Origin of the sequence: Microbacterium bovistercoris, assembly GCF_003387575.1 — a bacterium.
In the GTDB taxonomy this organism is placed as follows: domain Bacteria; phylum Actinomycetota; class Actinomycetes; order Actinomycetales; family Microbacteriaceae; genus Microbacterium; species Microbacterium bovistercoris.
The window spans coordinates 52,601-71,053 of record NZ_QUAB01000013.1; the positions used below are offsets into that span (position 1 = coordinate 52,601).

16 protein-coding genes are annotated in these 18,453 nt (G+C 67.2%); 3 read left to right on the plus strand and 13 right to left on the minus strand.

Annotated features, from left to right (window positions below):
• Window positions 1-4: 4 nt before the first annotated feature.
• The 10 genes from DY023_RS18440 to DY023_RS01975 are packed head-to-tail and all read right to left on the minus strand — an operon-like array spanning window position 5 to window position 12,171.
• Window positions 5-955, minus strand: coding sequence for a glycosyltransferase family 2 protein (locus tag DY023_RS18440; RefSeq protein WP_116240660.1), 951 nt, complete (start codon window positions 953-955; stop codon window positions 5-7).
• Window positions 955-2,766, minus strand: a complete 1,812-nt coding sequence (locus DY023_RS01935) for an ABC transporter ATP-binding protein (protein ID WP_116240661.1) — start codon at window positions 2,764-2,766, stop codon at window positions 955-957. The genes DY023_RS18440 and DY023_RS01935 overlap by 1 nt, the downstream gene beginning before the upstream one ends.
• The gene (locus tag DY023_RS01940; protein WP_116240662.1) at window positions 2,766-3,812 is read right to left on the minus strand and encodes a glycosyltransferase family 4 protein; all 1,047 of its coding nucleotides are present in this window, start codon (window positions 3,810-3,812) and stop codon (window positions 2,766-2,768) included. The genes DY023_RS01935 and DY023_RS01940 overlap by 1 nt, the downstream gene beginning before the upstream one ends.
• Complete coding sequence (locus DY023_RS01945; RefSeq protein ID WP_245958540.1) at window positions 3,805-4,782, minus strand: glycosyltransferase family 2 protein; 978 nt, start codon at window positions 4,780-4,782, stop codon at window positions 3,805-3,807. Before DY023_RS01945 ends, DY023_RS01940 begins: the two co-directional genes overlap by 8 nt.
• Window positions 4,773-7,019: an N-acetylneuraminate synthase family protein gene (locus DY023_RS01950; RefSeq protein ID WP_116240663.1), complete on the minus strand. Its 2,247-nt coding sequence runs from the start codon at window positions 7,017-7,019 to the stop codon at window positions 4,773-4,775. Before DY023_RS01950 ends, DY023_RS01945 begins: the two co-directional genes overlap by 10 nt.
• Window positions 7,016-7,726: an acylneuraminate cytidylyltransferase family protein gene (locus DY023_RS01955; protein ID WP_116240664.1), complete on the minus strand. Its 711-nt coding sequence runs from the start codon at window positions 7,724-7,726 to the stop codon at window positions 7,016-7,018. The genes DY023_RS01950 and DY023_RS01955 overlap by 4 nt, the downstream gene beginning before the upstream one ends.
• Window positions 7,723-8,763, minus strand: a complete 1,041-nt coding sequence (locus tag DY023_RS01960) for an RNA-binding protein (RefSeq protein ID WP_116240665.1) — start codon at window positions 8,761-8,763, stop codon at window positions 7,723-7,725. Before DY023_RS01960 ends, DY023_RS01955 begins: the two co-directional genes overlap by 4 nt.
• Window positions 8,754-9,743: a CgeB family protein gene (locus DY023_RS01965; protein WP_116240666.1), complete on the minus strand. Its 990-nt coding sequence runs from the start codon at window positions 9,741-9,743 to the stop codon at window positions 8,754-8,756. Before DY023_RS01965 ends, DY023_RS01960 begins: the two co-directional genes overlap by 10 nt.
• Window positions 9,740-10,636: a glycosyltransferase family 2 protein gene (locus DY023_RS01970; RefSeq protein WP_245958541.1), complete on the minus strand. Its 897-nt coding sequence runs from the start codon at window positions 10,634-10,636 to the stop codon at window positions 9,740-9,742. Before DY023_RS01970 ends, DY023_RS01965 begins: the two co-directional genes overlap by 4 nt.
• Window positions 10,633-12,171 (minus strand): tyrosine-protein kinase domain-containing protein, encoded by a 1,539-nt coding sequence (locus DY023_RS01975; RefSeq protein ID WP_181905686.1) that lies wholly within the window; start codon window positions 12,169-12,171, stop codon window positions 10,633-10,635. The genes DY023_RS01970 and DY023_RS01975 overlap by 4 nt, the downstream gene beginning before the upstream one ends.
• A gap of 168 nt (window positions 12,172-12,339) precedes the next feature.
• On the opposite strand from DY023_RS01975, the gene DY023_RS01980 reads away from it, so the two are divergent.
• Window positions 12,340-13,539 (plus strand): O-antigen ligase family protein, encoded by a 1,200-nt coding sequence (locus DY023_RS01980; protein WP_147303243.1) that lies wholly within the window; start codon window positions 12,340-12,342, stop codon window positions 13,537-13,539.
• On the opposite strand, the gene DY023_RS01985 is transcribed toward DY023_RS01980, so the two are convergent.
• Window positions 13,536-14,588: a glycosyltransferase family 4 protein gene (locus DY023_RS01985; protein ID WP_245958542.1), complete on the minus strand. Its 1,053-nt coding sequence runs from the start codon at window positions 14,586-14,588 to the stop codon at window positions 13,536-13,538. The two genes, DY023_RS01980 and DY023_RS01985, sit on opposite strands and share 4 nt — an antisense overlap.
• A gap of 172 nt (window positions 14,589-14,760) precedes the next feature.
• Window positions 14,761-15,927 (minus strand): PqqD family protein, encoded by a 1,167-nt coding sequence (locus DY023_RS01990; protein ID WP_116240671.1) that lies wholly within the window; start codon window positions 15,925-15,927, stop codon window positions 14,761-14,763.
• Window positions 15,928-15,975: 48 nt separating this feature from the next.
• Between DY023_RS01990 and DY023_RS01995 the strand changes: the two genes are divergently transcribed.
• Together DY023_RS01995 and DY023_RS02000 are read left to right on the plus strand one after the other, a co-directional pair.
• Window positions 15,976-16,830 (plus strand): nucleotidyltransferase family protein, encoded by an 855-nt coding sequence (locus DY023_RS01995; RefSeq protein ID WP_116240672.1) that lies wholly within the window; start codon window positions 15,976-15,978, stop codon window positions 16,828-16,830.
• Window positions 16,827-17,111 (plus strand): hypothetical protein, encoded by a 285-nt coding sequence (locus tag DY023_RS02000; RefSeq protein ID WP_116240673.1) that lies wholly within the window; start codon window positions 16,827-16,829, stop codon window positions 17,109-17,111. Before DY023_RS01995 ends, DY023_RS02000 begins: the two co-directional genes overlap by 4 nt.
• Window positions 17,112-17,123: 12 nt before the next feature.
• Here the strand turns inward: DY023_RS02000 and DY023_RS02005 are convergent, their stop codons facing one another.
• Window positions 17,124-18,428: a UDP-glucose dehydrogenase family protein gene (locus DY023_RS02005; protein WP_116240674.1), complete on the minus strand. Its 1,305-nt coding sequence runs from the start codon at window positions 18,426-18,428 to the stop codon at window positions 17,124-17,126.
• Window positions 18,429-18,453: the final 25 nt, after the last annotated feature.

Genomic DNA, 18,453 nt, shown 5'->3' on the forward strand with positions numbered 1-18,453 from the left:
TCCTCTACGGATCGAGTCGACTAGTGAGCCCAACGCCGAGTCGCGGCGGAGGGAGGCGTCGAAGATAGCGATAACGAAACGTGCCAATCGTGAATCCGAGCGCAGATGCCATCCGCTCAGACAGCCCAGACCAGTCTCGTGTCCTGGGGATCACCGTCATTCTGAGCATTGCGGCGAACGCACGCGCTAGGGCAATCCACCACACAGGATATGGCGATTCCGACCACAGCCCGTACCGACTTGCCAAGAGCGAGTGTGCGACAGCCGCCTGGTACTGCTGTCGTCTGCGTGCGCTTGACGACGTACGAATGCGGTAGGCAATACGCACGCTAGGAGCGATAGGGATGCGCCGTCCACGCAAGCGTGCTCGGACAGCGAGATCGTTGTCTTCCCCTGCTGTCGGGAGCGACTGATCGAACCCGCCGAGGCGCCTGTACACCTCAGCCTTCACCCCAAAGTTGCCGCCCATGAGGATCGGGAAAGCCCCGTCCTGATCGTCAACGAGTTCTTCCCACACAGAAGAATCACCGATGCGTTGCCTCAGGCTTTCCACGTCACTGCCGAACTCTGTGTCGTCGACAGGCAGCGCGGCCCCGCTCCAGAGTTCAGACCGCTGGAACGCACGCGCCCCATGATCGATCCACGTCGCAGATACGACATCGTCTGCGTCGCAGAACATCAGTCTGGACGAACGCGCAGCGTCAGCTCCCACGTTTCGCGCATAAGACGCCCCACTCTCCTCGAAGGCGTCGACAACTCGCAATTGTGGCAGACGCGCCTTCCAGTCCAACGCAACACGACGGAGCCCGTCGCCGGATCTATTGTCGCTGAGAATGACCTCAAAACTCACTCGGGTGCGCTGGGTCGCAAGCGATTCCAGCAGCAGCGGAAGGGTTGATGTCGCATTCTTGCAGGGCACAATCACGCTGATGTCATGCGGTCCGCTTTCAGCCATCACGTCAACTCACCGAGCTCAACGAGACGCGCGAACGCCGGCGTCGACTCTCGTACCTGCGCGAAAGTTCCTTCGTCGACGACGCCGCCCTCGGCCAAGAACACGAGCTTGTCCGCGTCGCGCACCGTCGAAAGCCGGTGTGCGACAATGATCACCGTCATGCTGCCGCGAAGATTCCTGAGCGTTGAAGCGATCTCGTGCTCCGTCTCGTTGTCCAAAGCCGACGTCGCCTCGTCAAGCACCAATATCGACGGTCGGCGGTAAAGCGCACGCGCAAGACCAATGCGCTGCCGCTGCCCACCCGACAACCGAACGCCCCTCTCACCGACCACCGTGTCGAGGCCAGCGGCAAGGTCATGAACGAAGTTCTCCAATTGCGCCAGCCGGATCGCTTCGCGGACCCGCTGAGGATCAATGTCTTCGCGTTTCACCCCGAACGCGATGTTCGCTTCGAGGCTGGCGTTCAGAAGGAACACGTCCTGCGGCACCACCCCGAGTCCGTCGTACCACCCCGCTAGATCGTCCGTAATGAGCCGCCCTCCACAACGGATCTCACCAGAAGTCGGTTCTAGCAGTCCAAGGACAAGGTCCAGCAGAGTACTCTTGCCCGCCCCACTCGACCCGACGAATGCCGTGGTCGAGTTCTCCTCAATGGTCATCGAGATACCGCGGAGGATCTCATCGTCCGCGTCGGGGTAGCGGAAATGGATCCGGTCGATGTCGATATTGCCCTGGAAGGGCATGGCCGTTGTCACCTTGTTGGAGTAGCGCGGCTGTTCGTCGAGCGCTCCTGCGGTATCGACGACGATATGGAGCCCGACCTGCCCGCTACGAATGATTGCGAAGGTCGCAGAGACCCGATTGAGGGTCGGAAGAGCGCGGAGCGATGCTGCTGCGAAAAGGCCCAGGACGGTCAGTGCTTCGGAAACGGGCGCCGTGCTGAATAGGACTGCTGAGATGCCCATGATCGCGATGATGAACCCGATCTCCAGCAAGTACTTCGGAATCTCCGAGACGATCGAGAGAACGCGCCACCCGTGTGCTGACCGCCGCTTGGCAGACGCAAAGCCATCGACGAACATGTCGGCGCTGGATGTGAGCCGTGCATCACGGAAGGCATCGAGCGCGGGAAGCAGGAACTGCCAAGTCTGCAGCGCGGCCTCCGCAAGTTCTTCGCCGACCTGCGCCTGCCGACGGCGAAGGGCCAGTTGAACCCCGCCGACAAGCACGGCAAAGAACGCAGCCGCCATCAGCGTTGCCCCCGGTGCAACGATCATCAGGATGGCTACGACCGCGACGAGCATCATGAGATCTGAGAGAAGTCCGATGACGCCAAGGAGCACGGTGGAGGCCTGCGCGGTGGCATCGTTGACATTTCGATAAGTTTCCGAGAGTTCGCGTGTCCGGTGCAGGGCGTACGGCGACGCAACGTATCGACGCAGAAGCTCGGTCGCTGCGTCAGCCGACACTCGCGTGGTGCGGCCCAACAGCCACCATCGAAAGACAATTGTGAACGCACTCTTCATTACGAAGAGCAGCCCGATGAGGCCCGCGACCGCCGGGACGAGAGCGGAAATCTCGGTCGTTCCGGTGACTGCGGACACGGCCCTGATCACGCTGCTGTCGGGATTCGAACCAGTCAGGAGTTCCATGAGCGGCAGCATGGCCGCAACTCCCAGGGTGTCTAGACCGGCGAGCACGACAGAGCCACCGACGGCCATGATGATCCAACCCGGGGAGTCCATATCCGCCACCCGGAGCAACGCCCGAAGTTCCACCGCCAATGCTCGTCGCGCGCGCCTCTCGGCCATCAGACTTCCTCCATCCGCAGGGCCAATCGCTCATTCATGGTCGCCGTCGAATCGAGGCTCTCCGTCTCCGGCGAACTGCGAATGACCGCGGCGGCGATAAAATCCGCAGACGCTTCGAACGGTACGAGGGCATTCGAACTCACAATCTCTCGATTCCCACCGACGTCGGATGCCACGATGCGCAGCCCTCGCATCGCCGCATCCATGAGCGTGTATGAGCAGTTCTCCCAAACCGACAACTGCACGACAACATCCGCGTCCGCCATCGCCGCCTCCGCGTCTACGAAGCCGGGGAACCGCACATGGTCGAGAACTCCACCTGCCCTCGCCAGGTCCACAAGCTCGGACCGAAGCGGACCCTCACCGGCGATCGTCAGTATCGCCTCCGGGTACTCAGCTCGGATCGCCGAGAACGCCGCGATCAGCTTGTCTATCCGCTTCTCCGGCGCCAGACGTGACAGCGACAGGATACGCATGCCCGCGGTCGATTCCGGCGTCCGCGGAGTGACACCGAGAGGCAGATCGACACCGTTGCGGATGACCGTGATCGGCTGCCGCACGCGCCACTTTGCGATCATCGCGTCACGGGTAGCCTGCGAGACCGCGATCACGCCGTCGAAGCGCAAGAAGCGCAGCCGATGCACGAGTGCCATCACCTTCGCCTGCACGGATGACCGGTGGTACAAGCCGTCATCGCCGGCGATGCCGTGCTCGGTCGTGAATCGACGCGTCTCCTTTGGCTGCCGGCTCCACGCATTGATGATGTCAGCGTATGCGAGATGGGAATGCACGATGTCGGGGCGTAGCGCCCGCACCGCGCGGGTAAGCGTTCTGCGGGATTCCAGAGCACCAGCGCTCGGCCCGAATGGTCCGGTCAGTACCGCCGAGCCCTGCTCGCGTAGCTTGTCCGCAAGTGCACCTTCTGGACACAGTACGGTAACCCACCACCCGGGGATTCCGACGCGAGTCACGTCGAGCACGTGGCGCGCGACTCCGCCGAGCTCCGCGACCGGGACCAGCCACAGCGCGTGCGAGCGCTTAGACATCAGCGCTCACCTGCTCAGGATGCATCTCTCCGGAGCGTGCGGCTGACTCCACCAACCACGACACACGTTTCTCGGCAGCCCAGCGCGGCATCCTATCCAGCGTCGCGTCGGCTTTGCGTGCCCTCGCGCGCAACTGCGACAGTCCGTCACGCTCAGCGGTCCGGTCGATGAGTCTGCCCCACCAACCATGATCCGGCGCCCTTTCCCCGAACACCTGCGAACCGTGCTTCCCAACGAACGTTCTCCGTGCCGCTCCGGAGTGGAACGCACGCTCTATACGGATCTCGGTCGTCACCGCGGCGATGTGGTGCAGGGTCTCCAATTCCGGCGCGAGAATAACCTCCGCGCCGAACACCTGCAGGCGATACCCCCAGTCGACATCTTCCCACCCGTACGCCCGGTAGTCTTCGTCGTAGTCGCCGACCCGGTCGTACGTCTCGCGGGTCACCGACACATTGCCCGCCCAGTATCGCCACGTTGCCGTCGCAGCGTATGCCTCTTCACGGAACCGCCGGTCACGCGCACGACCGTACGCGCGAGCGTACGCAGTATCCGGATAGACATTTCGGTAAAGCCCGATCACACCGACCGCGGTCGATGACTCATGGCGTGCGATGTGGGATGCGACGTAATCCGGAGCAGGCCGCAGATCGTCATCGCACCGGATCAGCACCTGTCCGCGGGCGGCTGCGAATCCGGCGTTGAGCGCCGCAGAGCGTCCGCGGTTCTCGTCGAAGACGATCGACCGCACTGGGAGTTCCGCTGCGGCAGCGTCCACCACACCGGCGGACGAATCGATATCGCCGTCGAGTACGACGATCGCCTCCCAGTCGGTCGTTGTCTGACGCCCCAGCGCGTGGAACAGGTGAGGAAGACGGTCGACTCCGCCTCTGGATGGGATAACGAGGCTCGCGACGGGACGTTCCGTCCCGCTTCGCTCGCTCAACGACCCGCCCGGCGTCACAACCACTTCTCCAACCGGTCCAGCGCCGTCCAGAAACCCTCGCCGTGGTTCACGTGCCCCTGCCAGATCTCCGGGATGAACGACTTCCCCGGCGCAAGGGCGTCCAGCTGTGCCCCGAACTCGGCCCAGTCGATGTCGCCCTCGCCGACCTGTACGCCCTCGCCGTCGACGCCGGTCGCGTCGACCAGGTGCAGGTGGATGGTGTGGGGGGCGAGCAAGTCGACGGCCTGCGAGAACGGGATCCCGAGCCAGTTGGTCGCGAGCTTCGTGTGCGAGGCGTCGAAGCACAGGGCAGTTCCGGTCGAGGAAGCCCAGTCGGCCGTGTCACGCGGGTCGACGAACAAGTTGTGGAACTGCTGTCCGCCCATCAGCCAGGGATACGGCGGAAGAGTCTGTGCGGCCATCCGCACTCCCGACACATCCAGGCGCGCAAGCGCGTCAGTGATGCGCTGATACTTCGCCGCTCTCGCTTCGCGCGGGATGTGCTTGTCCTTGGTGAACCCGCCCATGGTCACCACCATGATCGGATCCTCATCAGCGGTGAACCAGCGCCGCAGGTCGCGGGTCACGTCGATCGTGCGCTGCACCTCGCTGATCGAGCGTTCCCAGATCTCGGGGTCAGTCGACGCCAGGTCCACCAAGAAGTCACCGGCGAACAGGTCGGGCAGATGTGTGGTGAACGTGATCGGCAGCTTCTCGGTGAAGAACGAGTCCATGTCGACGTCGAGGTCCTTGTACGAGAAGTGGAACTCGAGGAAGTCGGGGTTCGACTGCTCAGCCAGCACGGCGAAGTCGTGATAGCGCACCGGCAGGCCCCAGGGCCGGCGGAACGAGAACGGGCGACCGGTCGGAGTCGCGTCATTCAGGTCACCTTCGAAGAAGAAGTCACCCTCGGCCATGTCATGCGTCAGCGTGCGGCCGAGTAGCCGCGGCAGAGCGTTCGGCTGCAGCCCGCGCCCAGGGCTCTTCACGGTGACATCGCCGTCGGTCAGCACCGTGCCCGCGGTCAGCGGGCGGGCCGCGACCAGCGACTTGGCCAGCGTCACGCGGTTCATCTGTTCGCCGGTGGAGACCACGCGCGCGTCGCCCGACCCCATCGATAGCTCGATGTCCCGGATCTGCGCCACCATGGTGCCGAACTCGTCGGGCAGCAGCGACACGGTGTGGTCGTTGCCCTCCATGCTGCGATCCACGGTGAAGTGCTTCTCGATGATCTGCGCGCCGCGGGCGACTGCGGCAACCGGCACGTGCCATCCGCGCTCATGCCCCGAGTAGCCGACGACGCTCTGACCGAGCTCGGCCAGCCGGTCGAGGTAGGCGAGGTTGAGGTCCTTGTACGGCGCGGGGTACGTCGACTGGCAGTGCAGCAGGGCGAAGGGCGCCCCCTGTCCCCGCAGCAGACCGACCGTCTCGACGATCTCGCTCTCACGCGACATCCCGGTGCTCAGCACCAGCGGCAGACCGCGGCCGGCCGCGTCGAGGATCAGTTCGTGGTTCGTCAGGTCGGCCGAGGCGATCTTCAGCGCCGGGATGCCGTAGTCGGCGAGCGCCGCCACGCTCGGGGCGTCCCACGGCGTGCACATCACCGTGATACCGGCATCCCGCGCGTGGTCGAAGACGTCGAACAGCTGCTCGGCAGGCAGCGAGAACCGACGCAGCAGATCGAGCGTGTACTGCACACCCAGGTCTTCGCCGCCCGTGGCGGCACCGCGCTGCCGGTAGAGCGCGTCCATGTCGCGCAGCTGGAACTTCACCGCGTCGGCGTTCGCCTCGACAGCGAGGTCGACCAGTTTCTTGGCGAGATCCACCGAGCCGTTGTGGTTGTTCCCGACCTCGGCGATGACGAAGGCGGGGTTGCCGGGGCCGATTTCGTGGCTGCCGATGCGCAGAGTCTCGGCGCTGTCGATCGCGATCGCGACGAGGTGCCCCCGGTCGTCGACCAGCGGCACGTGGTTGACGCCGTTGTGCCCCATCAGCGGGGCGATGTCGGCGACCGTCGCCGTCTCGGGCAGCGCCTGCACCTCGGCGTTCGCCACCGTGATGCACGAGACATCGAGCGACGCGGTCGGGTTCGCGATGATCCAGCGACGGAAGTCGCCGTCCGACAGCGAACCCCGCAGAATCCCGTGCGAGTCCACGACGAACACGATCCTCTGCTTGTTCGCGTTGATCTTGCCGAGGCCGGCCAGAACCGGGTCTTCGGCGAAGACGATGTACGGCGTCAGATCGCGCTCGATGATCACGTGTTGCTCTCCCCCATGCCGTGCAGGTCTCCCAGAACCTGCTCGGCGATCCTCAGATCGACGAGGGTGTCGATGTCGATGCCCTCGGCCTCATCCATGACGAACAGTCCCACCCGTCCGCCGATTCGATTGTCGCATCGCTCGTAGACCTCGGTACGAGTGAGGTAGAGCGATCCGGTCTCCTTGTAAAAGTAGTCTGTCTGGTGCAAGTCCTGGCGCCGTGGCCGGGCAGCGGGGTCGTACTCCGCCGTTGCGCTGCCGTCTTCGACAGGCAGATGCCAGAAGAACGGTGTCTGCGGAACCACTCCGACGAGGCTGTCGACTCGGGTCTCCGCGAACTGCGTGACCGCGCGGTCGAGTGTGCCGGCGAGTCGCACCGGCGAGGTCGCCTGCAGCAGCATCACGGCATCGGGCCGGCGCCCCTCTGCGATGCGGTGCGCGATCGCGTGCTGGACGACCGGCTCGGTGGGCGTGGTGTCCTGTGCCAGCTCGGCGGGACGCAGGAACGGCACATCGGCGCCGACCGCCCGCGCGATGTCGGCGAGCTGCTCGTCGTCGGTCGACACGATCACGTCGAGTCCAGCCTCGGCCGCGAGCGCCTGCTCGATGCTCCAGGCGACCAGGGGCTTGCCTGCGACGAGCCGCGCGTTCTTGCCGGGCACGCCCTTCGAACCGCCGCGCACGGGGATGACGCACAGGATGTTCATGATTCTCCTCGCACGGTGGCGAGCACGATCTGGGCGATGCGCTCGGAGGGTTCGACGTCTGGTTGAACGGGCGCTCTCGTGGGCGTGCCGCCCCAGGCCGCGAGCTCGTAGCGCTCCCAGAACTCGTGCACCCACGCGGGCGGGTTCACGCAAGTGACCCACGACGGGATGCCTGCTGCGGCTGCCTCGAGCACGCCCGTCGAGAAGATCGAGACCACCGAGTGGCCGGATTGCAGGAGTGGGCCTGGCTCGGCGAAGCGGATGCCGTTGCGCTGCCATTTCGCGTGCTGGCGGCGCGAGAGCAGATCGGTCTCCGCGGGGTGAGGCCGGTAAAGCGCGCCTTCCTGCCGGCAGAACAGTTCGGCGGTGCGGCCGGTGACGCGGCGCGGGAGCTCTGCGCCGTGGAGCTGGCCGAGGAAGATCGGGGTATCAGACACAGTGGCGCGTTTCGTCTCGCTAAGCTCTCTCAACGCCCGGGGTGGCTGGTGCGCCGCGTTCCAGAGGAGCTGGCTGCCGATCGCCTCGCCGGTGACGTCGGTGCGGCCGGAACGCCAGAAGTCGAAGTCGCGATCCGTGAATGCCAGCACGTGTGCGCCGGAGGGCAGCGGCGGCGCCTGGGGAGCGAGCAGGCCGTGCTGCACCACGAAGAAGCGCGCGTCTGCCTCGCACGCCCACTGATAGGCCAGCGCCCCGGCGGCGAGGAAGTGCCCGGTCGCGATGACTGCCCGCATCGAACGCGGGGCCTGTGGTGCGTCGGCCTGCCGCCACTCCCCGGGGAGCGCAGCGGAGACATCCGCGGGTGCGAGCACCGCCATCGGGGTATCGCCCAGGTGCGCCATCGGCTCGGCTATCGACGCGATCGCCGTCGGCGTCGTCGCCTCGAGAGCGAAGAGCACGACGGGGTCCTCACCGCGCACCAGCAGCTGAAGCTGGGGAGGCGACGGACGCCGCACCACATCGCGCAGCATGCGCAGTCGATGCCGTGATCGCTGCCAGCGCTGCCAGGCGCCGAGGTCTGCGGGAATGTTCAGGCCCACCGTCGCACCACTTCCTGCATGCGGTGCACGAGCGTGTGCTCGGCCAGAGTGCGCCGTCGGCCCGCCTCGCGAATACTGCGGGCCCAGCCCGGTTCGCGCTGTGCACGCTGAACATGGTCGACCAGTTCATCGTCACTTGTGAACACCAACGTCTCGGTACCGACGTCGTAGTGGTCGGCGACATCGGGCCGGTCGATCAGCTGCAGACCGCCGACGCCGGGCGCTTCGAAGGTGCGCATCGACAGGCCGTCGTGACCGTTGCCGTGCACGTTCAATGTGGCCAGCGAGCCGGCCATCACCCCGTAGTAGTCGTTTCGCGACAAGTCGCCATGAGCCGGGATCCCCGCACCCTTCCACTTGCGGGTGCGCAGCACGTCCCACGGGTTGCGTGACCACTCACGACCCCATGCGGCGACAGGGATGCCCCGCGCGCTCAGCACCCGCATCAGACGCTCACGCTCCGGGTACCGTGCGCCGACGAAGTTGACCAGTCCTCTGGGCTGTGGCGTGTATGCCGCAAGGGAGTCGAAACCGTCCGGCAGGTGCACCGCGGGGAGCCCGCGCTCGGCAAGCGCAGCCGCGTCACCCTTGCTGTAGCTGAAGACGGTGTCGACGACGCCCAGTGTGGCATCGTCATACGACATCCGCTCGAGTTCGTCGTAGAGCCAGGCCGCCGTCCTTGTGCCGCTCGAGGCGAGGGCATCCCACCACCGCGCGGTCAGAGCATCTCCCTTGACCACGAGCACCGCATCGGGCCGCGCCTCGTGCAACGCGGTGAGGGCGTGGTCGGTCATCGACTCGGCAGCAGCACTTGCCACCCGCTCGCTGGGCACCCGATGAGCCAACACCGTGAGCAGATGCTGACGGCGGCCCGCATCGTCGTAGCGATGTGTGACGACGTCGTGCCCCAGTGTCTGGAGCGCCCCGGCGATCGCCCGCCAGTACCCGTGGAACGCCGGGCTGACCAGAAGAATCCTCATGGTGTCGGCTCCGGCGCGATGAACGACAGCTCGCGCCGGAAGGTCTGAACGGGGGCGACGTCGCGCCCCAGCGCTCGGCGGCCGGTGTTGAATGCCAGATTCACGACACTCGCTGCCCGCAGGCCGAACCGGAGCAGACCCGGATGCTCGTGCCATTTCGCGGCGTATTTCAGGCGTGCCTGCGTCACCCAGCGCACCCGACGCGCGTCGTCAGACGAGCCGCCGCCCTCGTGGCGCACAACGACATCGCCGAGGAAGATCGACGGCACCCTCCGTTCGCGTAGTTGCCGCTGCAGGTCCACCTCTTCGGAGTTCATGAAGTAGCGCTCGTCGAACCCGCCCACCGAGCGGAAGAGATCCGTAGGCAACAGCAGCACCGCGCCGACGAGCCAATCGACCGCCACCGTCGCGCCTGCAATGCAGCGTGTGTCATGCCCGACCGCCTCGTGCAGGCGCGGCCGAAGACGCGCGAGCGGGGTGAGCCACTCAACGATGTGGTGGCGATGCCGCGGAAAGTGCCGGCCCGCCCACTGTGTGGCGCCGTCGTGGCCGACGAGCATCGGAGCGCAGACGGCAGGCTGCCATGGCCTGGCCGCCCGCCAGAGCTCGCCGACGAAGCGGTCGGTGATCTCGAGATCGCTGTTCAGGATCAGGAGGAGAGGGAACTCCGCCTCGGCCGCCCCTGTGTTGACGGCGGCGCCGAACCCCCCGTTCGCCTCGCGGCGCACCACGGTCACGCCATCGGTCGCGGGGAAAGCCTCGGGCGAGCAGTCGTCGGAGACGATCAGTTGCAGAGGCGGAGCATCCGCCTGCTTCTGCAGCTGCGAGATCAGATCCAGCGTCGGCACCGGATTGCCGTAGTGCGGAATGACGACCGAAATGCCATCTGTCACGATCGCGCGCTTCTGCGAAGCGTGGGCACCCCCGCTGCCGCATCCTGCTGAGCGGACGTCGGGTCATCAGGCGCAGGCGACGGAGCGGCTGCGGTCTGCGGCTTCGGGGCGTTCTGCACCGGGATCACCGCAGGAGCCTGCGTGGTGCGCTGCACACCCTTCTTGTCCTTCTTGCTGGGCGACACGTAGTAACTGCGGTTCTGACGGTAGTAGCCGTAGCCATACCCGTAGCCATAACCGTTCTCGCCGCCCTTGAGCGAGACCTTGTTCAGCACAACACCCAGCAATCGGGCGCTCACCTGCTGCAGCTGGGCGCGTGCGGCGGCGCCCTCCGCCTTGCGAGTCTGGCCCACGGCGAGCACGAACACCACGCCGTCGACCATCGTGCTCACGACACTGGCGTCGGTGACGGGCAGCACGGGCGGAGCATCGATGATGATGAAGAAGTCGCGGCGGAACTCGGCGAGCAGCTTGCTCAGCGCCACAGACCCGAGCATCTCCGACGGGTTCGGCGGGATCGCACCGGCCGGCAGCACGTAGAGATTCGGATCCTTCGTCGTCTGGATGGCGCTGGGGGCGGGCACCTGACCGCTGAGCACCCCGCTCAGGCCCACCGTGCCGTCGATGCCGAAGTTGTGCGCCACCTTGGGGCGGCGCAGGTCGGCGTCGATGATCAGCGTGCGCTGCCCTGATTCCGCCATTACGCGTGCCAGCGACGCCGCCACCATCGACTTGCCCTCGCCCTGGTTGGCGCTGGTGATCATGACCACCCGCACCTCGGCGTCGACGCTCGAGAAGCGCAGGCCGGTACGGATCTGCCGGAACGCCTCATTGGCGATCGACTGGGCGTGGGAGTCACCGTCGGTCTTGCCCTTGCGCCCGAGATCGGGCACGCGCCCGAGCACTCCGGTGCCCATCAGTTCGGTGATGTCGGTGTGCGCACGCACCCGCACATCGAGGGCACGACGCAGGAAGATCACGATGAAGCCCGCGACCAGGCCGGCCAGCGCACCGATGCCGATCGCGAGCGTCGGCTTCGGGGACACGGGTTCCGTCGGCTCGACGGCGTTGTCCATCGGGATGATCGAGATCGACGTGCCCGACGTATTGCCCGACTTCGACTCGATCTCATCGATGACCTTGACCAGCCCGTTCAGACCACCGTTCGCCAGTGCGAGGGCGGACTTCGGGCTGCTCGAGGTCGCCGTCACCCGGATCATCGTGCTGCCCGGCACGACGCTCGCGCTCAGCGCACCGTTGAGCTGCGACGGGTCGAGGTCGGACTCCTTCGCAATCGCATCGCGCACCTGCTTGCTGTTGATCAGAGGCACGTACGAGCCGGCACGGGCGACAGCCTCATCGGAACCGGCGACGACGGAGTCACCTTCGACAGCGATGAAGCCTGTGGAGCTGGCCTGGTAGACCTTCGGCGCGAAGAACCCGTAGGCGGCGCCTGCGAGAGCACCGATCACGACGGCGAGCACGAGGATCTTCCAGCCCCGTCGCGTCAGCGTGAGAAAATCGAGTACTGTCACGGCCGTGCTCCCCGGTTGCCTGTGCGCGAATGCGCGTTTGCGTGAGCGGCACCGTCCCCAAACTCGCACCGCGTAAACTGCGTCTCCTTCGGGTCATGATACCGGGCTGATGCCAGGTGCTCGTCCGCGTGAGACGCGCGTGACCCCCGATGCATGAGAATGGCAGGTATGACTCGAACGCATCCGGGAGTGACGACGAGCGCGCTGAGCGCGCCCGCGCCGTCGACATCCGGATGGGCGGCACGCATTCCGGCACCCGTCCTGGTGCCCGCCGGGCACTCCGCACGTATCATCGATGCGCTGCTGGGCATGCTGTTGATCTATCGCATCGCTGTGCCGGGCGTTCCACTGCCGATTCCGCAGCTGGCCGCCATCGTGCTGATCGGCGTCGCACTGTTCCGACGTCCTACCCGATCGTTCGCGACAGCGTGGTGGTATCCGTTGATGACGCCGCTGCTGCTGTTGTTCCTCGTCGTCGAGACCTGGGCGAACGGGCTGGCGCCCGAGCGACGTGCGGGGAACCTCGCCGTGCTGATGCTGTTCGCGGCGTTCCTCGCCAGTGGGCGCATCGATATCGGCTCAGTGCTCAAGGGACTCGGCTTCGCGCTCGCGCTCAACGCCGTGCTGTTCTATGTCGGCGTCGCACCTGACGACTACGAGGGGAAGCTCACCGGGTATTTGCAGGACAAGAACGCCGCAGCTCTGGTGTACGCGGTGGTCGCCGTCCTGCTGCTGTTCGTTGTGCGGCGAACCTGGCTCCATGTCCTGATCCTGATCGGCGGCGCTGCCGCGATCGTCGCGACGGACTCACGCACCACGATGGCGGCATTCGCGATCTCGCTGCTCTTCCTGTTCGGATCGCGGTGGCTACGGCGCGGATTCCAGATCGTGCTGCTGCTCGGCTGCGTGCTGCTGTTTCTCTGGGCCGACGCGAACCTCTCCACCTGGGGTGACTACAGCGTCACCCGCGAGGGCTCGGACGAGTTCCGCATGCGCATCGACACCGCGTCCTCGCTGAAAGCTCAAGCGGCGCCCTGGTACGGCAATGGGCTCGGCCAGGCCACGGTCAATCTCGACTCAGGCACCTGGTTCTTCCACAATTCCTACGAAGCGCTCGTCGTCGAGGGCGGTCTCGTGCTGCTCGTCGTCGTGCTTGCGATGTACGCGATCACCGGGCTCGGCCTCAGCACTCGGGTTCAGGTCGACGTGCTGACACTGCAGTCGCGCTCGATCACCGCGGCGACGCTCATCATCTTCCTGTGCGCGACGCGCCTTGGCGAGGTGTTCTTCGCACCGATCGGATTCCTGGTGCTGGGCATCGGACTGGCAAGGTTGCTCGCGCCCATCAAGAGCCCGACGATGAATTAGCGAACCGGCACCGTCTGCTCGACGCGCTCGAGCAGACGAGCCAACCGCTCGCGCCCCGCGTCCGGGGAGAACTCCGTCTCCCAGCGCTCTGCCTGCGCATCCAGATCGGCATCGACATCGCCGAACGCCAACGCCGCGAGTTGATCAGCCAGTGCCCCCACGTCCCCAGCCTTGACAACGAGTCCGTGACCCTCGCCGACGACCTCCGGAAGCCCCCCGGCATCCGTCACCACCACCGGCACACGTGCGACCATCGCCTCCGCCGCGACCAGCCCGAACGGCTCGGGCGCGAGCGATGGCACGGCAAGCACGTCCACGGTGTCCAATAGGTGCTGTGGCTCAGCCCAGCCGACACGATCCGTGAGCTCTTCAACGGCATCCAAGGCGTCGTTGACGAGCGCAGCCGATCGGCGGTCGACGAATCGGGATTCACCGGCAAGGCGCAGCCGGAACTGCCCCGGATACCTTCGCTCCAGTTCTCCCATCGCCTCAGCGAGCACGTGCACGCCTTTGTCCGCTCCGAGGCGGCCGAGGAACCCCACGACGAAGGGTTCCCCGTCAGCGCGTTGCCGCGTCGATGGGCTGAAGCGCACCGTCCAGTTCGGCAGCACACAAGAACCGGGGATCGCCCGCGCCATGTCGTAGGAAGGCACCGGCATCGCGAGTGCATGGGTACGGGCGAGGCGCGCGAACAGGCGGTTCAGCCCCGTGGGGTATTGATGCAGGTGCACGATGCGGCGTCGCAAACCCGCCGTTGCGGTTGATGGGACGATTCCGTTGCACCACAGAAGCCCATCGGGATGCCGCCTCCGCCAGCGTCGCAGCGCGAACATCCAGGTCACCCGGTCATGCGAGTCAAGGACCTCGACGTCCAGCCCCAGCTCCCGAGCGGCCTCGGCAAGCGTCGGCGGATGGCTGGGAGCGACGATCGTGACATCACGATCAAGCTCCTGCAGCGCCTCGGCGATGCGAAGGAGCATGACTTCGCCGCCGCCGATCGCACCATGATTGGTCGCGATCCAGATCGGCTGCCCGTCGCTTCGTGCCACTGCTTCTCCCCTGCGCATCCCGCCGGCCCCTCGGAGGGACTGCGCTGCGGTCAGGATATCGCTTGCGGAGGGCGCGTTTCGTCTCGCTTCGCTCGCTCAACGACCGAGGGAACGCAGGCACGCTTCGTCTCGCTTCGCGGCTCCTGAACGCCCTTCGTCTCGCTGCGCTCGCTCAGGAACCGCGCGGTGAGACGCCAGACGAAGCGACCGCCGTGAGCAGCCCCCGCCCCCGCAGCTCCCCCACCGCCGAGCGCACCAGCTCCGCGGCATCCGGGTGCTCGCCGTGCTCGCGCGTCAGCGCATCCACCAGCTCACCCTCGCTGTGCGCCTCGGCGCACAGCAGCCAGATCGTCGCGGCGATGCCCGCGACGCGGGTGAAGCGGGATCCCGCCAGCACCGAGATCTCGCCGTCCTGCTCGATCGCATCGGTCCACGGCGCGCGCACCAGCCGATCGCCGGGAGCGCCGATCGAAGCGTCATCCGCCACCCAACGATCCGATTCGCCAGGCAGGTGCTCCTGCCAGGCCGGCGGCGCGGCATCCGTCTTCTCGAACAGTCCGGCGACCAGCTCGCGCGCCTCCGCGATCTCGGCGTAACGCAGCCGGTACGGCCCGCCGCCGTGCGACGCTGCCTCGGCGAGGTGCTGCAGCGGACGCTCCACGCGCCACAGCGACGACGTCTGCGGCACCACCTCGGCGATCACGTCGTGCAGGCTGATCGGCTCCAACTGCGGCGCCCCGGCCTCGGGCTCGCGCGACAGGCTCACCAGTGCCGCCAGAGCCGGAGGCGAGGCCGGCGTAGGGCCCAAGCCCAGCGCATCCGGAGAGGACTCCTCCTTGCCGCCGGGAAAGCCGGGCACGATGATCGACAGCGGCTTGGTCAGCCCCCGCACCCGCTGATCGGCATCCACCATGATCAGTTCGTCGCTCAGGTATCCGAAGTCCTGCCCCAGCGTGCGCGCCGCCGTGCTCTTGCCCGTGCCCGATGCAGCCACCATCACCACGCAGCGGCCGCCGTCCGGCGAGACCAGCCCCGCCGCGTGCAGCAGCAACGCGGAACCAGCGTGCCGGGCGATCGCCGCCTGGGTCACCGCGCGCGAGAACGCGTACGGGAACGCGCCGTCGGTGCGGTCGGCGATTCGCGGATGCAGCGCATCCGACGCCCCCTCAGTCACCGGGCTCAGCACCACGTCGGCATCCCCCGGCGCATCGTCCACGGATCGGGCCCACAGCCCGCGCAGCTCATCGGCGTGACGCGACGGATCGGCGTAGCCGCTGAGGTCGATCGACCAGCGCTCGCCGAACAACCGCAGCACCAGCGAGTCCTCGGTCGTATCCAATCCGCCATCCCCTCCGGCCCGACTCCGATTCCCCTCTAGGGTAGAGGCATGAACGCGCCCGAGGTTCCCGTCTGGGCGCTCAGTCACCTCACCCACGCCGCGCTGCAGCGCACCGCGGAACGGGCCTCCGTCGACATCCTGCACATCAAGGGACCCGCCACGCGCGGATCGCTGCGCGCCGGCCGGCACGACTCGTCGGATGCCGACGTGCTGGTGCGCCCCGCCCATCTCGAGCGCTTCCTCACCGCCATGCAGGACGACGGCTGGACCCTCTACACGGGCTTCGAAGAGGGATCGCCCTTCGGCCACGCGGCGAACTTCACCCACCCGTCGTGGACCTACGCCGACGTGCACCGCCTCATCCCCGGTCCGCTCCTCCCCGCAGACGAGACCTTCGAGCGCTTATGGCGCGACCGCGAAGCGACCGAGATCGCCCACCGCGGATGCTCGGCGCTGTCGGTGCCCGCACAGGTACTGGTGCAGAGCCTGCACGCGGCCCGCTCGCACGGCGACGAGGCGCCCGAGGCATGGATGCGCTGCCCCGACGAGCTGCGCCCGCAGGTGCGCGCCCTCGCCGTCGAGCTGCGCGCCGAGACGGCTTTCGCCGCCGGCATCGGCGAACTCGACCGGCACGGCGACGCGGCAGACCACGCGCTGTGGAGCTACTGGTCCAGCACCGACCTCGACCGGCTCGACGAATGGGCCGCCCGGTATCGCTCGGCCCGCTCGTTCGGGGAGCGCTGGCAGGTGATCCGTCAGGCCGCGCGCGTCAACCGCACGCACCTGCGCATCCGCCTCGGCCGCGAACCGCGACCGCTCGACATCGCCCGCGAGCAGGTCGCCCGCGTCGCCAAGGGTGCCGGTTCGCTGACCCGGCACCTGCTCGGAAGGACACCGCGATGAGCAGCCGCTACGCCATCGCCCCCGAGGTCGCCTGGGTCGACGGCACCGACGGCGGGCGCGCGCAGAGCATCGCCTACATCGCCCGGCTCGACACCGCCCAGCTCTTCGAGCTGAAGGATGCCGCCTGGCTGATCTGGGTGCTCCTCGACGAGGGCATCGACACCGCCGACGCCCTGCGCACCGAGGTGGACACGCTCGATGCCGTCGTCGACTTCGGTCCGGACGGCATCGAGGGCTTCCTCAGCGCGCTCGAGCAGACCGGCCTGCTCGTCGCAGCCTGACGTCCGCCCGCGTCAGCGGCGGCCCATGCCGCGATAGGTCCAGCCGGCCGCGCGCCAGGCGTCGGCGTCAATGCAGTTGCGACCATCGATCACGATCCGCCCCGCGGCGAGCGTCGACGCGTGCACCGGGTCGAGCCGGCGGTACTCGCCCCACTCCGTCAGCACCATCACGGCATCCGCTCCGCGCATCGCCTCGTCAGAGGACCCGTAGGCGAGTTGCGGATGCAGACGACGGGCGTTTTCGATCGCCTGCGGGTCGGACACCACCACGACGGCGCCCATCCCGTGCAGGCGCACCGCGACATCCAGCGCCGGAGAATCGCGCACGTCGTCGCTGTTCGCCTTGAACGCGGCGCCGAGCACCGCGACCCTCTTGCCGAACACCGAGCCGCCGAGACTGTCGACGGCCAGCTGCACAGCGCGGTCCCTGCGGCGCAGGTTGACGGCGTCCACCTCCCGCAGGAACGACACCGACTCCCCACGGCCGAGTTCCTCCGCGCGCGCGGCGAACGCCCGGATGTCCTTCGGCAGGCATCCGCCTCCGAACCCGATGCCGGCGCCGAGGAAGCGACGTCCGATCCGCTCGTCGTAGCCGATCGCATCCGCCAGCTGCGTGACGTCGGCGCCGACCTCCTCGGCGATCTCGGCCATCGCGTTGATGAACGAGATCTTCGTCGCGAGGAACGCGTTCGCGGCCGACTTCACCAGTTCGGATGTCGCGAGATCCGTCACCACCAGCGGGGTGCCGGCGGCGAGCGCGGGCTGGAAGACCTCGCGCAGGACCTCGACCGCGCGCTCCCCCGCCTCGCCCGCGGCGACGCCGATGACCATCCGGTCGGGCGCGATGGTGTCGCGCACCGCGCGGCCCTCGCGCACGAACTCCGGATTCCACACCAGCTCCGCCCCGACGGCGGCGAAGCGGTCGGCGAGCGCACCCGCGGTGCCGACCGGCACCGTGGACTTGCCCGCGACGACATCGCCCGGGCGCAGCTGCGGCAGCAGGCTGTCCACCGCGGAGTGCAGGTACGACAGGTCGGCCGCGTGGCCGCCGGCCTGCTGCGGGGTGCCGACCGCGAGGAAGTGCACGTCGCTGCCCCGAGCCGCGGAGTAGTCGGTCGTGAAGGTGAGCCTGCCCGACGCGATCCCGTCGGCCAGCAGCTCGGGCAGTTCGGGTTCGAAGAACGGCGGGGTTCCCTGTGCGAGCCGGGCGACGCGGCCGCCATCGACGTCGATCCCCACGACCTCGTGTCCCAGCGATGCCATCGCCGCGGCGTGCACGGTTCCCAGGTATCCGCAGCCGATCACCGAAATGCGCATGAAACTCCCCATCCATGGCCGAACG

Bases quoted from the DNA above. Each gene is read 5' to 3' on its own strand.
- DY023_RS01955 (WP_116240664.1), bottom strand. From the start codon at position 7,726: ATGAACATCCTGTGCGTCATCCCCGTGCGCGGCGGTTCGAAGGGCGTG.
- DY023_RS01995 (WP_116240672.1), top strand. From the start codon at position 15,976: ATGAACGCGCCCGAGGTTCCCGTCTGGGCGCTCAGTCACCTCACCCAC.
- DY023_RS01935 (WP_116240661.1), bottom strand. From the start codon at position 2,766: ATGGCCGAGAGGCGCGCGCGACGAGCATTGGCGGTGGAACTTCGGGCG.
- DY023_RS18440 (WP_116240660.1), bottom strand. From the start codon at position 955: ATGGCTGAAAGCGGACCGCATGACATCAGCGTGATTGTGCCCTGCAAG.
- DY023_RS02000 (WP_116240673.1), top strand. From the start codon at position 16,827: ATGAGCAGCCGCTACGCCATCGCCCCCGAGGTCGCCTGGGTCGACGGC.
- DY023_RS01965 (WP_116240666.1), bottom strand. From the start codon at position 9,743: ATGAGGATTCTTCTGGTCAGCCCGGCGTTCCACGGGTACTGGCGGGCG.
- DY023_RS01980 (WP_147303243.1), top strand. From the start codon at position 12,340: ATGACTCGAACGCATCCGGGAGTGACGACGAGCGCGCTGAGCGCGCCC.
- DY023_RS01940 (WP_116240662.1), bottom strand. From the start codon at position 3,812: ATGTCTAAGCGCTCGCACGCGCTGTGGCTGGTCCCGGTCGCGGAGCTC.
- DY023_RS02005 (WP_116240674.1), bottom strand. From the start codon at position 18,428: ATGCGCATTTCGGTGATCGGCTGCGGATACCTGGGAACCGTGCACGCC.